The 14,272-nt window shown below is 68.6% G+C and carries 16 protein-coding genes; 8 read left to right on the forward strand and 8 right to left on the reverse strand.

Translation table 11 applies throughout. The features are described from left to right. Positions 1-1,076: 1,076 nt before the first annotated feature. The 3 genes from QSJ59_RS18345 to QSJ59_RS18355 all read left to right on the forward strand — a co-directional run bounded on the left by QSJ59_RS18345 (position 1,077) and on the right by QSJ59_RS18355 (position 3,458). On the forward strand, positions 1,077-1,997 hold the full coding sequence (locus QSJ59_RS18345; RefSeq protein WP_285760868.1) for a tetratricopeptide repeat protein: 921 nt from the start codon (positions 1,077-1,079) through the stop codon (positions 1,995-1,997). A gap of 367 nt (positions 1,998-2,364) precedes the next feature. Further along, positions 2,365-2,748 carry an RNHCP domain-containing protein gene (locus tag QSJ59_RS18350; RefSeq protein ID WP_285760870.1) on the forward strand — a complete coding sequence of 128 codons (384 nt, stop codon included), beginning with the start codon at positions 2,365-2,367 and terminating at the stop codon, positions 2,746-2,748. A gap of 266 nt (positions 2,749-3,014) precedes the next feature. Then, positions 3,015-3,458, forward strand: coding sequence for an NUDIX domain-containing protein (locus tag QSJ59_RS18355; protein WP_285760871.1), 444 nt, complete (start codon positions 3,015-3,017; stop codon positions 3,456-3,458). 7 nt (positions 3,459-3,465) lie between these two features. Here QSJ59_RS18355 and QSJ59_RS18360 read toward each other — a convergent pair whose 3' ends face one another. From QSJ59_RS18360 to QSJ59_RS18380, 5 genes are all read right to left on the reverse strand, one after another. Next, positions 3,466-4,392, reverse strand: a complete 927-nt coding sequence (locus QSJ59_RS18360; protein WP_285760872.1) for a GNAT family N-acetyltransferase — start codon at positions 4,390-4,392, stop codon at positions 3,466-3,468. A 40-nt stretch (positions 4,393-4,432) separates the two neighbouring features. Next, positions 4,433-5,143 (reverse strand): B3/B4 domain-containing protein, encoded by a 711-nt coding sequence (locus tag QSJ59_RS18365; protein WP_285760873.1) that lies wholly within the window; start codon positions 5,141-5,143, stop codon positions 4,433-4,435. Then, positions 5,140-5,733 carry a helix-turn-helix domain-containing protein gene (locus tag QSJ59_RS18370; RefSeq protein ID WP_285760874.1) on the reverse strand — a complete coding sequence of 198 codons (594 nt, stop codon included), beginning with the start codon at positions 5,731-5,733 and terminating at the stop codon, positions 5,140-5,142. Before QSJ59_RS18370 ends, QSJ59_RS18365 begins: the two co-directional genes overlap by 4 nt. Before the next feature lie 83 nt (positions 5,734-5,816). After that, positions 5,817-6,536 (reverse strand): SDR family NAD(P)-dependent oxidoreductase, encoded by a 720-nt coding sequence (locus tag QSJ59_RS18375; RefSeq protein ID WP_285760875.1) that lies wholly within the window; start codon positions 6,534-6,536, stop codon positions 5,817-5,819. A gap of 20 nt (positions 6,537-6,556) precedes the next feature. Then, positions 6,557-7,537, reverse strand: coding sequence for an MBL fold metallo-hydrolase (locus QSJ59_RS18380; protein WP_285760876.1), 981 nt, complete (start codon positions 7,535-7,537; stop codon positions 6,557-6,559). Between the two features lie 216 nt (positions 7,538-7,753). Here QSJ59_RS18380 and QSJ59_RS18385 point away from each other — a divergent pair, with 216 nt between their 5' ends. Continuing rightward, positions 7,754-8,188: a single-stranded DNA-binding protein gene (locus QSJ59_RS18385; protein ID WP_285760877.1), complete on the forward strand. Its 435-nt coding sequence runs from the start codon at positions 7,754-7,756 to the stop codon at positions 8,186-8,188. On the opposite strand, the gene QSJ59_RS18390 is transcribed toward QSJ59_RS18385, so the two are convergent. From QSJ59_RS18390 to QSJ59_RS18400, 3 genes are read right to left on the reverse strand one after another with little or no spacing between them, the layout of a single operon-like run. Next, complete coding sequence (locus tag QSJ59_RS18390; protein WP_285760878.1) at positions 8,173-9,177, reverse strand: HAD-IIA family hydrolase; 1,005 nt, start codon at positions 9,175-9,177, stop codon at positions 8,173-8,175. The genes QSJ59_RS18385 and QSJ59_RS18390 overlap by 16 nt on opposite strands. 16 nt (positions 9,178-9,193) lie before the next feature. After that, the gene (locus tag QSJ59_RS18395; protein ID WP_285760879.1) at positions 9,194-10,516 is read right to left on the reverse strand and encodes a DUF1015 domain-containing protein; all 1,323 of its coding nucleotides are present in this window, start codon (positions 10,514-10,516) and stop codon (positions 9,194-9,196) included. Between the two features lie 22 nt (positions 10,517-10,538). After that, a complete protein-coding gene (locus QSJ59_RS18400) occupies positions 10,539-10,889 on the reverse strand; it encodes an SCP2 sterol-binding domain-containing protein (protein ID WP_285760881.1) in 351 nt (116 codons plus the stop codon). A 237-nt stretch (positions 10,890-11,126) separates the two neighbouring features. On the opposite strand from QSJ59_RS18400, the gene QSJ59_RS18405 reads away from it, so the two are divergent. From QSJ59_RS18405 to QSJ59_RS18420, 4 genes are all read left to right on the forward strand, one after another. Next, the gene (locus tag QSJ59_RS18405) at positions 11,127-11,864 is read left to right on the forward strand and encodes a coiled-coil domain-containing protein (protein WP_285760883.1); all 738 of its coding nucleotides are present in this window, start codon (positions 11,127-11,129) and stop codon (positions 11,862-11,864) included. Between the two features lie 21 nt (positions 11,865-11,885). After that, positions 11,886-12,101 carry a hypothetical protein gene (locus QSJ59_RS18410; RefSeq protein WP_285760885.1) on the forward strand — a complete coding sequence of 72 codons (216 nt, stop codon included), beginning with the start codon at positions 11,886-11,888 and terminating at the stop codon, positions 12,099-12,101. A gap of 79 nt (positions 12,102-12,180) precedes the next feature. Beyond that, entirely contained in the window at positions 12,181-12,981 is an 801-nt protein-coding gene (locus QSJ59_RS18415) for a TlyA family RNA methyltransferase (protein WP_285760887.1), read from the forward strand. A gap of 227 nt (positions 12,982-13,208) precedes the next feature. Beyond that, positions 13,209-14,198, forward strand: coding sequence for an NAD kinase (locus QSJ59_RS18420; protein ID WP_285760889.1), 990 nt, complete (start codon positions 13,209-13,211; stop codon positions 14,196-14,198). Positions 14,199-14,272: the final 74 nt, after the last annotated feature.

Here is a 14,272-nt window from a genome sequence, read left to right on the forward strand (position 1 = left end):
AGCTTTCCAGCGCCGATGGTACTGCCTCCTTGCTGGGGTGGGAGAGTAGGACGCCGCCGTAATTGATGTTGGTTGGGCTCGTTTGGTTGCCTCTTGTGGGGGTGGCTGGGCGAGCCCTTCCGCATTTGTGGGGGTGTTTTCGGTGGCAGTCATCACCCGCACCCGTGAGGATTTTCGGGCGGGCGACGGCGCCGGCAGCGGCCACCGCACCGACCCCAACGTGTCCAGAGAGGTTTTCCCGGACCCCGCTGTACCGCGTCATGCCTGTTGCAGCGGCCAAAACACATGGTTTTCCAGGTAGATCCACAGATGCCGTACAGTTGGTCTGGATCTTCGGAATCATTTTGCGCTGCTATGCAAGAGGTGGCAGCGCTTTTGACTTGTTTACGGACGGAACGATGACTGACGAAAGCCGATCGGGGGGCCACGAAGGCTCCGGAGCACGCGACCATGGAGGTCATCGATCCGGCGGCCAGAGGTCGGGGGGTCGTGACAGCGGCCGGTTCGGTCGGGACACAGCCCGGGGTGGCGGTGGATCCGGGCGTGGGAACTGGTCACGTGACGGTCGTGATTCCGGACGTCGAGACGACCGCGCGGGTGGTGGTTTCCGTCGGGACGATCGCGCAGACCGTCCCCGTGACGACCGTGATGGGCCGCGTGGTGACGAGCGGCCCCGCCGTGACGGCGCAGGCCGTCCGAGCGGTGAGCGACGCGAAGGTGACCGCGGAGGCTTCCGAGGGGGGCGTGGCGACCGCCCGTTCCGGTCGAGTGACCAGCAGCGTTCCTCGTTCCGAGACAGCGACCGGCGGGATGGCTCCCGTGGCGGTTCCGACCGGCGTGACGATCGCGGTGGGTATCGTGGCGGTTCCGACCGGCGCGACGAGCGGCCGGGCGACCGCAACCGCGGAAATTATTCGGGTGAGCGTCGGGAGGGCGGCTATCGTGGCGGTTCCGACCGGCGCGACGACCGGCCGGGCGGTGACCGCGGAGGTTTCCGTCGCGACGACCGGCCCCGGGACGGCCGGGGTGCAGGTTCGGGGCGCCGTGACGAGCGCGGCGGTCGCAGCGATCGGCCGATGCGTTCCGGCTACCGCTCTGACGGCCCCCGTCGCCAGCAGGGCAACGACCGTTACCGCGAGGAGCCTCGTGACCCGCGCGACACCGCGCCGGAACTGCCCGAAGACGCCTTGCCGCACCGCCTGGACCCCGATGTCCGCAGTGAACTGACCACGCTTCCCAAGTCGCTGGCCGATGTAGTGGCCAAACACTTGGTCGCGGCTGGTGAACTGCTCGAGGAAGACCCGGAGCGTGCCTACCAGCACGCTGTCTACGCCCGTCGCAAGGCATCGCGGATCGGTGCCGTGCGTGAGGCGTCGGGGCTTGCTGCCTACAGTGTCGGGAAGTGGCAGGAAGGACTCTCCGACCTCCGGGCCGCTCGCAGGATGAATGGTCGCAATACCTACCTGGCGGTCATCGCCGACTGCGAGCGCGGTCTCGGCCGTCCGGAGCGGGCCCTCGAGGTTGCACACGGACCCGAGGCCGCTGACCTCGACGTCGCCGACCGGATCGAGTTGCGGATCGTTGCCTCCGGGGCACGCCGGGACATGGGGGACATCCACGCTGCCCTGGTGGAACTCCAGGTACCGGAGCTCAAGGAGCGCCGCGCACGCCCGTGGGTGGCCCGTCTGTTCTACGCCTACGCCGATGCCCTGCTCGAACTCGGCCGCGAGAGCGAAGCTCGTGAGTACTTCTCTCGCGCATCCGCTGTGGACCGGGAAGGCGGGACCGACGCCGACGAGCGTCTTGCCGCTCTTGAGGGCGTCGAGATCGTGGACAGCGATGATGACGTGGTCTGGACCGACGCCGAGGACCCCTACTTCGAGGAGGAAGCGGAGTCCGAGGCTCCTTCCGTGCCTTCGATGTCCACCGAAGAGGCCGACGCCGGCGATGTGCGCGGGCACGAGGACGGCCCCGCACCCCGGGACCGGGAGAATTAGGAGTTCCTCGCGACTGTGGTTCGGCGCCGGGCGGTTCGTGGCTCTTGTCCGCGAACCGCCCGGCGCCGTCGTGTCGGAAACCGGCAGGAGCGGCACCCTGAAAAACCGATTGCTTCTCGGCCTCCGGTGAAGTTGGGTTGGATGGGTGGCGGGTCCGACCTTGGTGACCTGCGCTCTTCGAGCATGGAAACGGTGAGTTTTGTGCCCCGGCAGTTCCCGAGTGCGCCGTGTATGCCCGCTTGGAGTCCGACTTGTGGTGTCCAGCGATCGAAAAAGATCTACTGATGCCCTCGGGTTGACCTTGCGGTGCGGGCGAGTCGCACTCCACGTGTGCCGTTTCGCCGATTCCCGCTAGGAGCATTCCATCGTGTCCCAACGACGCGACGACCGTTCTCGTTCACGTGCCGATCAGGGCGCCCGATCGTTTCGCTGTCACCACTGCCGTCTCGACGTCTCGCTGTGGGCGCCGGGCACGCAACACCGCAATCATTGCCCGAACTGTCTATACAGCAGGCATGTGGACGATCGCCTGCCGGGGGACCGCGCCTCCGAATGCCGTGCCCGGATGGAACCGATCGCCATCGCCGTACGCGGTGCCGGAGAATGGGTCATCGTCCACCGCTGCACAGGGTGCGCCGAGCTCAGCTCCAACCGCACCGCGGGCGACGACAATCCTCTGTCGCTGATGAGGATCGCCACCAGGCCACTCGCTCAGCCGCCGTTCCCGTTGGAGCACCTGACCCGGCTCTGACCGGTGGTGGTGCGGGCCATCGCAGAGGTGTTGGCCCGCACCACCACCCCGGGGCCATGACGATGGGGCCTGGGGGCTGGCGCACCGCGAGTTCATCGGTGAGACTTGAGGGGATGCCAGAACTTCCGTTGACGGATGTACGCGCCCTTGACCGTTCTTCTCCACAGGCGCCATGGCTGGCATCCGATGATCGGATGATTTTGGCTCTCCTGGTATCCCCGGCATCGACCATCTGACGGCTACGCACACGTGAGGCGACAGCGCTTATGACCGTTCTCCCTCCGCCGTTCAACGGCGCCGCCGTCCACCTCGGTGAGCTGCCCGCAACCCATGACTCAGTCGTTGTGCTGCTGTTCTCCCACGGGCGCCCGGTCATGGTCCGCCATCGCGACCGCGCCTGGGAATTTCCCGGCGGCCACACCGAGCCGGGTGAGGACGTGGAGACGACTGCTCGCCGGGAGGTGCGGGAAGAGGCAGGCGCGGAACTGGCCGATCTGACGATTGCCGGCTACTACCGTCTTGCCAACGGGCACACGACGGTCGTCACCCACGCGCGGTTGGTCGGCCTCGTTCCACTCACCGGGGAGTTCGAGACGCTCGAGGTCCGTGTTTTCGACGTGCTGCCCCCGGACCTGTCGTTCGACGACGGCCTCTACGCCCATCTGCTCACCGTGATCGGGCTTCCGGGGGTTCCGCCCACCGTGCCATGAGCCGTCTTCAGCGGGCGGAGTGCCCTGCTGCGGGTTTGGCGTACAGACTCTCCTCGGCGCAGGGTCGATAACCCAGCCACCGGTTGATGGCGAGCATGGGCACGTTGTCGTCCGCGTTGGCCGTGTAGGCGAAACGGTAGCCGTGCTCCCGAGCCCTGTGCAGTGCGGCGGTCTTGGCGTATTTGACCAGTCCACGACCGCGGTAGCCGCGTAGGGTCCCGGTCATCGCCGAGTAGACCCTGTCGATGCCGTCAGTGAACAGGCTGACGGTGCAGACGGGCCGCTCGTCCACCACCACGGCGGTACTCAGGTCGGTGTTCATCAGGGGATGCCGCCACATCATTCGACGCCAGTCCTCGTAGGGACTGGCGTCGAAGGGGATGTCGGCAGGCTCGTCCTTGATTGCTTCGGCCTCCACCGCATGCAGTGGTCTGGGGTCGGCGCCGAACCGGGCGAAGGGGGAAAGCGCGGCGTTCCCGGGCGCAGGTGGGATCGGCGGCAGCGCGCTGAGGTCGAGTTCTTGGAACTTCGCGCTCGTGCGGCGTTGGTAGCCGCGGCGTTCGGCGAACCCGGCGGAGTCGGTATCCAGCACATTGCCGCGCAGGACAACGGCTCCGACGGCGGCGAGGTGCTTCTCGGCCGCCTGGAGCAGCGCGCTGCCCGCTCCTCGCCCGCGATGACCCGGGGCCACCAGCACGTCCATTTCTCCTTGGCCGGCCAGTGTCGTCTCCCACTCCAGGCCGGCGCGTGCCCGGCCCACGACCACGCCGTCGAGTTCGGCGACGAGCACCGTCTCCCGGGACGTTTCCGGAACCCGGGCCGCACGATCGCACATGGCTGCAACGGTGTCGACCAGATACGGCATCACCGCCTGGCGGAAAGCGAAGACCGCCGGGGCGTCATCGCCTCGGAACGGTCGGATCACAAGGGTCATGTGGTGACCCTAGGGGGCGTGAGCAGGGATTGTCGCCTGATTATCGGGTCAGGAGCCGACTCACGGCCTTCAGCTCCGGACTGGTCGTGTGCAGCGCCGAAAGCAGGGCATCGCCTGCTGCTTCGACGTCACCGGAGGTCATGGGGGCGAGGGTGTCGATGATGAAGATGCCCCGGGTGGTCGTCTCGGTGAGCCGGGTGCGCAGACACTGGCGCCAGTTCCATCTGCGGCAGGTGACCCCGGTGGCGTCGCGCCACACGACCTCGCCCGGTGCAGGGTGTTCGATGATCGATTCACCGGCCTTGCTCGTCTCGAATTCTTCATCACCAGAGGCGCGCACCAAGTGCAGCGGCCCCTGATAACAGTCGAGGTCCTCGCCGCCGACAGGAACGACGTGGGAGACGGAGACGGCGTTGTAGGCGTCGGTGAGCCGGTCGACACGGGGCAGTCCCTCTGACGCCCTGCGCAGCAGTGCCTCCACGCTGGTGCGGGTGCGCTGCGGTTTTGCTCCGAAGGAGCGGAACGCCTCCCGCCAGGAGTGCACGTGGGGGAGGTCGGCCGGGTCCGTGTCCGCGAGCAGTGTCGTGGCACGGGATTCGGCGTCGGCGAGCAGCGCCTCGCTGGCCGCGTCGCTGGGACCGGGACGCAGCCCCTCTGCGGCGATCAGAAACGCTCGGTAGTCGGGACGCAGGGTGAAGACGGCATCGTCGACACGGGCCTCGTCGAGCCAGGCGGAGAGGTCGGCGGTCATGGTTCTCCTCGGGATGGAAGGGATCGGGGCGACAGATGCACGGTCATCAGGAAGTCGCAGGGCTGATCCGCCGCGCAGGAGTAGGCGTGCTCCTTGTCGGCGGCGAAAGCCGCGGTTGCGTCGGTCGCAACGACCGTCTCGGCCTTGTCCACGGTGACGTGCAGTGTGCCGTTGAGCACCGTCACGGTTTCGTGTACCCCTGCTCCGTGCATCGCACTGCGGTGCGTCTCGCCGGGCAGGAGGCGCCACCGCCACACCTCGACCGGTGCCGGGCCGGGGGTGGTCAGCAGCAGCCGGGCGGTACCGCCTGCGGTGCCGGTCCACAGTGGTGCGACGCGGTCGAGGGGGACAACGCGGATCGATTGTGTGCTGGTGCGCGGTTCCACCAGTGCGGACACCGACAGGGACAGTGCGTCGGCAAGGCGTACGAGGGTGGAGAGGCTGGGGTTGCCCTTGCCGTTCTCCACGGCCACCAGGGCACCTTTGCTCACGGTGGCCCGTGCTGCCAGCTGATCGAGGGAGAGCCCGTGCCTGGTCCGTGCGGAGTGGACGTTGGCGGCCACGGTCGCGGCTGTGTCGCGGTCGGTCACGTGCCTCCTTCGGTCATTATATTGACCGAATATATCACTAAAATGACCGCACGGAGAGTCGTGCCGCTCGGTTCGCAGCGTCCTCACCGCAGGTTGAATCCCCCGTCAAGCAGCAGGACCTCACCGGTGATATAGGAATTCGCCACCAGCGCCCACACGATGTCGGCGACGTCGGCCGGGGTCGCGGTGCGGCCCATGGGCGCGGTGTCGCGCCAATGCCGTCTCGCCTCGTGCCATTGTGCGGTCAACGGGGTCTCGACGAATCCCGGCGCCACCGCGTTCACGCGTACGTGCGGGCCCAGCGCGGCGGCGAGCAGCCGGGTGACATGGTTGAGGGCCGCTTTTGTCGCCGCATAAGGGATCGACGCGCCTTTGGGACGCACCCCGGCATGGCTGGTCACGTTGACGACCGAGCCACCGCCCGGGCGAGGACTTGACCGCAGTGCCTCAAGGAACGCCGAGGTCAGTGTCCAGGGCGCGATGAGATTGACGTCCAGCAGCGCGTGCCAGTCCGCGGCTGAGACCGCCGCCATGTCGGCGTGTTCGACGACCGTGCTGATTCCGGCGTTGTTGACCAGCACGTCCAGGCGGCCCAGCCTGGCCAGGACTTGTTCGGCCAGTGCAACGATGTTCTTCTCGTCGGAGAAGTCGGCCCATACGTGATAGCCGTCCAGTTCCGCCGCGAGTTCGGTTCCTGCGGCCCGGCCGTCGCGGCTGTGCACCACGACGAAAAACCCTTCCGCTGCCAGTCGGCGGGCCGCGCCGGCGCCGATCCCCCCGGTGGCCCCGGTCACCAGGGCCACCGGCCGGAGCTCCTTCCCGGTCATCCTGTCCGCTCTGTTTCCTCTTGTTCTGCCGCGATCCGGTCCAGCCAGTGCACGATGCCCGCGACGTTGCCCTCGACCCCGCTGAGAGCGTCCATGACCTGTCGGGTTTGCGAGAGCGCGTCGGATGGTTCGGTAGGGCGGCTGGTCACGCGTTCGCGTATGAGAGCGATGGCGTGGTCGAGGTCGCCTCCGTCGTCCCGGGAGACGCGGACGGTGTCGACCCACAGCCGCAGTTCCTCCACCGCGAGGCACAGGGTCTCCTCGACCGAGTCGGTTGCGCCGAAATGGGAGAACATCAGTCGTTGGGGGTCGATGTCGCCGAACAGCCGCAGGGAGGCCAGCCCGGCGTCCAGGTCGAAGTCCGGTGGTGGGGTGGCGGGGCGGACCCCACCGGTGGCGGGGTTGTATATTCCGGCCGCGTCACCGACATAGAGGTCCCCGGTTGCCGAGTCCACCAGCCCCACGTGATGTTTGGCGTGGCCGGGGGAGTAGTGGGCGGTGAGAGTGCGGCCCCCGCCCAGGTCCACGATGCCACCGGTGTCCACGGCCCGGATCCGGACGGCCTCGGTCGCGGCCATTTCCCCGAACAGTGCGTCCAGCCGTTCGCCCCAGACCATGCGGGCGCTGCGCATCAGCCGGGTGGGATCCGCGAGGTGCCGCGCCCCCTTCTCGTGCACCACTACTTCCGCATTGGGAAACATTCGTGCGATCTCGCCGGTGCCGCCGGCGTGGTCGAGGTGGATATGGGTGACCACGATGGTGGCCAGATCCGCCGGTGCGACCCCCAGCCGGTGGATCGCGTCGCGCAGGACCGGGGCCGATCCGGCTGCGCCGACCTCCACCACGCAGGGGCGCTCGGTGCGCAGCAGGTAGCTGGAGGTGACCCCTGGGCAGCCGGCCATCAGAGTGTCGATCGCGTAGACCTCGTCGCCCAGGGGCGTGATGTCCTCGCCGGTCGGCCGCGTCGTGTCAGCCATGGACTCCCCCGCTTCGTCTGCCGGCCCGCGATGTCGCGGACCCGAATCTATGTAGACGGTACGGGGCAGACGGGCGGCAGGGGCGATCCCGGTGCGGTTGTCCACAGATTGCGCTCCGGGGCGCAGACGTCCTGGCGCACCCGGTGATCCTGGAGACAGCAGGGCCCTGCCCGCGTTGCCAGCCCCGGTGGCTCCGGTTTCTTCGAGAGGACGACCATGCACGATCGCGCACCAGCACCCCCCAGCCCTCGCGGTCCGTTCGCGCCAGGCCCCGGCCAGCGGCCGGTTCCGGCTCGCCCGGTTCCCCAGCCCGCCGGGCACCGCAACGAGATCCTGTTGGCCGGCCGGGTCACCGCCGAACCGTCGGTGCGTGAGTTGCCCAGCGGCGATCAACTGGTGACATGGCGTATCGCCGTCACGAGGCCCCCGGCTGAGCAGCGTCCCAATCAGCCCGCCGATCCCATCACCTGTGTGAGTTTCCGCCGTGACATGGTCGAACTCACTCGTGACTGGCGCATCGGCGACACGGTTCAGGTCACGGGAGCGCTGCGACGCCGATTCTGGCGTTCGCCCAGTGGAGCGTCCAGCGTTTTCGAGGTGGAGGCCAAGACCGTGCGGCATGTCGCCCCCCGTGATCACCACCCCAGTTGATCGACTGCTTTCTGGGCGGAGTCGGGAGAGACGGTACGGGTACTGGTCCAGGCGGCCGCGCACAACGCCCGCAGAGCGTCCAGCCGCTCTCCCGACCCCTCAAGCTCAAGGTGCCCGTCGTTCGATTGCGCCTGCCAGGAGCCACAGCGCGCCCGGCCGTGCTCCACGACGGTCGGGGGGTGGCTCTCGTTGATTCCGTCCAGATCGTAGGAGAGGTAGGAGGGCCGATGCTCGGGTGGCGCCAGCATCAATTCGACGGGAGTGGTCACACCCGACAGCACCAGCAGGCTGTGCGCCCCGCGCCTCGTGGCCCCTTCGATGTCGGTGTCCAGGCGGTCGCCCACCACCAGAGGGTTGGTTGCTCCGGTGCGGTTCACCCCCTCCTCGTGCAAGGGGCGTTCGGGCTTGCCCGCCACGATGGGTTCGTGTTTCGTGGCGTAGGCGATCACCCTGGCGAAGGAACCGTTGCCCGGTTGGATTCCACGGCCCAGCGGCGCGGTGGCGTCGCCGTTGCTCGCCACGAACAGTGCTCCTGCCGCGACGGCCAAGGCCCCCTCCACCACCAGATCCAGCCCCATGCGGGGCGAGTACCCCTGCACCACCGCCACGGGTTTGTCGTAGACGGTCGTCACCGGCCGCAGCCCTTGCTCGCGTACCGCCTGGCGCAGGCCGGTGTCGCCGACCACCAGTACGGGGGACCCCGGGGCGAAACGCTCGGCCACCAGGCGCGCGGCCGCCTGGGCGGCGGTCACCACGTCGGCGGCGTCGGCCTGCACGCCCATCCAGGTCAGACGTTCGGCGATCGAAGCGGGGGTGCGGGACGCGTTGTTGGTCACGAAAGCCACGCGCATTCCGGCCGCACGTGCAGCGGCCACGGCGTCGGGGGCCGCGGGGATCACATCGGGTCCCAGGTAGACGACCCCGTCGAGGTCGAACAGGGCCGCGTCATAGACCGAGTGCAATGGTTCGGTGCTGGTCAGGAGTGTCAACGGATTCAACTCTCGCTCAAGGGGTGTCAGGCGGGTCCAGGCTGCGCAACACCAATCCGGTGCGCGGTTTGGGGCCGAAGGAGGTGGATTTGCGTGGGGTGAGTTCGCCACCAGCTGTTACCGCGTAGACGTCATCGACGCTCAACGCAGGCAGGAGTACCGCGGTCCGCTCACCGGGCACGGCGGACCGGGCAGCCTCGGCCGCGTTGTCGTGGACCAGTTCGGCGTCCTCGTCGCGGACTTTCCACATCGGCAGGAAGATACCGATCAGCGCTGCGGTGGGTAGCGCACGCCATCGGGGAGACCGTTTCGGCAACAGAGCGGCCAGACGATCACGGTCGATGTCGCGCACCAGATAGCGGTGTCGGGCATCAGCCAGCAGCAGGGCGGGGCCGCGTTCGGCGGCGTCGGCCAATCGGGCACTCGCGGCGTCGATGGAGCAACCGCCGAGATCGTCCACCTTGGCTGCTGTCCCGGCTGCCCGTGCGGCGCTCCTGCAGTCCAGGCCGGCGATGACGCGGTGAATGGCTCCCACGTGCGGAGGCGAGGTGTCGGAGTTCACCAGGAGGGCGAGGCCGTACCCCCATGCCCGCGCTGTGGGGTTTGCGGCGTGCATCTGCTGGTAGGCGGCGTAACGGTGGTGACCGTCGGCGATCAGTGCGTTGCGCGGTGCCAGGTCTGCGGCGATCTCAAAGAGTTGTGGGGTGTCGGTGATCGCCCACAGCCGGTGCGTGACACCGTCGTCGGTCGTGGTGTCCACCAGAGGAACTGCGGGCGGTTCGGCTTCGGCTGCCAGCGCTGCGGCGCCGCGTTGGTTTCCGCGACCGCCCTGGTAGAGCAGGAAGACCGGCTCAAGGTTGGCGCGGGCCTCGGTCATCAGCAGCGCACGGTCGGCCACCGACTCGGCGAAGACCTCTTCGTGTGCGCGTACGGACCGTGCCCCCGGGCCGGGCAACCGCAATGCTCCGATCAACCCGCGCTGACGTTCTCCCCCGGGAAGGAGCTGCTCGTACACGTAGAGCGAGGGGAAGCGGTCGCGGACCAGTGTCCCCGATTCGATCCAGGTGCGCAGGGTGGTCGCAGCCCTGCGGTACCGGTCGGGGCCGGTCAGCCCGGTGAGGGCGTGTGCAGCCGGTGGGACGGTCAGCCGCACGGCGTTGCGCGGCCCGCCGCGCAGCAGGTGACCGGCAGAGACCGCGTCCACCACGTCGTAGGGCGGGGCCAGCGCACGGGCCACGTCCAGCTCGGGAGAGTTGATGAGTGCCCGGGCATCGGGGGAGGCATAGCGGATTCCCCGAAAGGGAGCCAGCTCAAGGGGGTCCTGGACGTCGTCAACCACCCGCAAACGATATCGGCCGGTGTTACAGCAGTTTGCGCAGCCGCATCATGTCGCCCAGGCTCGCGTCCAGTTTGATCCGACCGCTGAGCAGCGCCTTGGCGAAATCGAGACGGTCCTCGGCGAGCTCGACGAGGTCGTCGCTGGAAACGGTGATCCGGACCTGGGCCCGTTTTGCCGCTGGATCGACGGGGCGGTCGGTGATCCCGACCAGTCCTGCCATGTCCAAACGCATATCGAAGACGGTCGCCAGGTCACTGACGGTAACGCTGACCGTGCGGTCCATGATGTGCTTGCGTCGGCGGCTCTCGTCCACCTGACTGATCCGGTCCGACACTTTGCCGATTGCGGCGCGGCATTCCTCAACACTGGCCATGGCCCCATCATGCCCTAAAACGCCACGGGGAAGGCCCCGCCGGCGTGGGCCACCACGCTCACAGCCGCGGCTGCCGCCCGACCGGGCCGTGTCGGCCCGGCCCCGTCAACGGGCAAGCGGTACACCGCACACCCCTTGAGTTGCCCACTGGGTAACATCGCCGCATCGATACAGGTAGTTTTCTTCAAGGGTCCCGATCCCGCCGATCACACCTGTGACCTTCGAGGAGTGCATGAAATGGTCGTCGACGCGGTACGCACGTATCTGGAGGCCGCCAGCGGCTTCACCGAGTTGACGCGCAAACGCGCGGTCACCGCGGCCAAGACGCTGCTCAAGGAGAGCGACGAGCGTTCTGGTGGTGCGATCACCAAGGCCACCGACACCGCCAAGAACACCATGGACAACGTCGAGAGCTCGGTGCGCGGAACCCGGGTCGGTCACAGCATCCAGGCGTTGGCCTCCGACCTGATCGAGACCAGCAAGACCAACCGGGCCGCGATCAGCAATCTGGTCGAGGGCGAGGTCGAACGCCTCCTCGACCGCCTCGACCTGGTGCGTCGGGACGAGCACGACCGGGTGGTGCGCCGCGTCGCCGAACTGGAGCGACGGATGGCCTCCCGTACGGCTGCACAGCGGCGCCGTACCACCGCTGTTCCCGAGCACACCGAGCACACGGCTCCTCCCGAGACCACGACAGTGCGCCCCGAACTCGCGGTCGTCGCCGAGCCGGCAGCGCCCGAGGCGCCCGCGCCAGAGCCCGTGGCCGAGCCGACCCCCGCTCCCGCGCCGCTTCCGGTCGAGGAGTCTGCCCCGCAGAGCGACCCCGCCCCGCAGAGCGATCCCGCCCCGGAGAAGCCCGCGCCGCGGGCAGCCAAGCCCAAGGCCACGGGTACCCGTGGCCGTGGCGCAGGCAAGGGCCAGACCAAGCGCACCGGTCCCCGGAAGAACACCGGTGGTTCCTCCAGTGGCAAGTAACCGTCGCGCCAGGAACCGCTGATGAGCCAGGACACTCACGGGGCCGACACGGTGTCCGCCGTTCCCGTGCCGCCCGGTACGGGAGAGGCGGCGCTCGCCGAACGTACGGTGAGGGGAGTGCGCGCCCGGCTGGACACCCTCGACGCCCTGCCCACCTTCGAACACGTCGCGGTGTTCGAGGCGGTGCATCGGGAACTGTCGGAGGTTCTGACCGCTCTCGACGCCGCTCGCGGCTGATCCGGATCGTGGACCCGCGTCGGCGCGCGGGATGATGGGGGCACCTGCAAGCCCACGATCAAGATAGGCATCGCACACCATGGCCAAACGCAGCCGCCTGGACGCCGAGTTGGTCCGGCGCGGGCACGCCCGCTCACGCGGGCACGCCGCCGAACTGATCGACGCCGGACAGGTCAGGGTGGCCGGAGCAGCCGCCACCAAGCCGGCAACCCAGGTGGGGACCGACCAGGCCATCGTGGTGACGGCCGCTACCACAGAGCCCGCCTATGTGTCCCGGGGCGCGCACAAACTGATCGGTGCGCTCGACGCCTTCTCCATCGGCGTCACGGGTCGCCGTTGCCTGGACGCCGGCGCCTCCACCGGGGGATTCACCGACGTGCTGTTGCGGCGCGGTGCTGCCGGGGTGGTGGCCGTGGACGTGGGGTACGGCCAGCTCGCCTGGTCGCTGCGCAGCGATGACCGGGTCACGGTCCTGGAACGCCAGAACGTTCGCGAGCTCACCCCCGAACACGTCGGCGAGCCGTTGCCCGACCTGGTGGTGGGAGACCTCTCCTTCATCTCTCTGAACCTGGTCCTGGCGCCGCTCGCCGAGTGTGCTGCCGCAGACGCCGACTTCACGATGATGGTCAAGCCGCAGTTCGAGGTCGGCCGGGAGCGGGTGGGCGCCGGTGGCGTGGTGCGCGAGCCCGAACTGCGCGCCGACGCGGTGCGCGGTGTGGCTGCGCGCGCGCTGGCCGTGGGCCTGGGGGTCGCCGGCGTGGCGGCCAGCCCGTTGCCCGGCCCCTCCGGCAACGTCGAGTACTTCCTGTGGCTGCGCCGCGACGCCCGTCCCTTGGAGGAGGAGCAGCTGAGCAGGGCGATCGAGGAGGGGCCGCAGTGAGCGGTCGCAGCCGAGAAGGTCAGGACCCTCGGCAAGGGATCGACGGGCTGCTGTGCGCGTGTGCGGACCTGATGCGCCTCCTCGACGAGGAATGCGTCCGGATCGTTGCGTCTTGGACACGGCGCACAAAGCCCGTCAGACGCTTCGGGTAGCGTGGCCCGGCCGGGGCGGACCCGGCGGGCGGTGCTGTGCGCGGTGGACGGGCATGGCGATGAGGAGGGCGTTGGATGACCGGCTCCACCAGGGGCGAAGGCGTGGCCGCCGCAACTGCGGAGGGGGCCGGGCGCACTGTGCTCCTTCTGGCGCATACGGGGCGCACCGCTGCGATCCGCAGCGCTCAGCTGGTCCATGAGAGCCTCACCCGCGCCGGTATCTCGGTGCGGATGTTCGCTTCCGAGGCCGACGACATCAAACAGACCGGTGCGCGACTGTACCCGTTGGAGATCGTCCGTTCCGACGATGCCGACGCCGCTGCCGGAGCCGAGTTGATCATGGTGCTGGGCGGGGACGGCACGCTGCTGCGTGCCGCCGAGATCGCCCGCCCCGCAGGGGTGCCGTTGCTCGGCGTCAATCTTGGCCACGTCGGCTTCCTTGCCGAGGCCGAGCGGGAGAACCTCTCCGACACCGTGCGCGCGGTGGTCGACCGCGACTACCAGGTCGAGGAACGGATGACGTTGGACATCGCCGTCTACGACCGGGCCGGCGCGGCCTCGACGGTCCCGGAGCGGACGTGGGCCCTCAACGAGGCCACGGCCGAGAAGGCCAGTGCCCGCAGCATGCTGGAACTGGTTTTGGAGATCGACGGTCGGCCATTGTCCCGCTGGGGGTGCGACGGGGTGGTCTGTGCCACCCCCACCGGTTCCACGGCGCACGCGTTCTCTGCGGGAGGCCCCATTGTCTGGCCCGACGTGGAGGCCCTGCTGGTGGTACCGATCAGCGCGCACGCCCTGTTCGCCAGGCCCATGGTGGTGTCCCCCGACGCCGTTGTGGCCCTTGAGGTGCTCCCCGACACCACCGACGGGGTGCTCTGGTGCGATGGACGTCGTATGGTCGAATTGCCGGCCGGTGCGCGGATCGAGATTTCGCGTTCGGCCACACCGGTCCGGCTGGCCCGTTTGCAGCGGGCTCCGTTCACCGATCGGCTGGTGGCCAAGTTCGGCCTTCCCGTGGCCGGATGGCGGGGGCGGGCCGAGCTCGCCGACCCCGACGGAACATGAACGGGTCCGCACCGTCCGGGGCGGTGCGGACAATGCGCGAAACGTTTTTTCACGGTGGTTTCAGGAGAGGGTCC

This window comes from Nocardiopsis ansamitocini (genome assembly GCF_030268225.1).
GTDB classification, from domain to species: domain Bacteria; phylum Actinomycetota; class Actinomycetes; order Streptosporangiales; family Streptosporangiaceae; genus Nocardiopsis_D; species Nocardiopsis_D ansamitocini.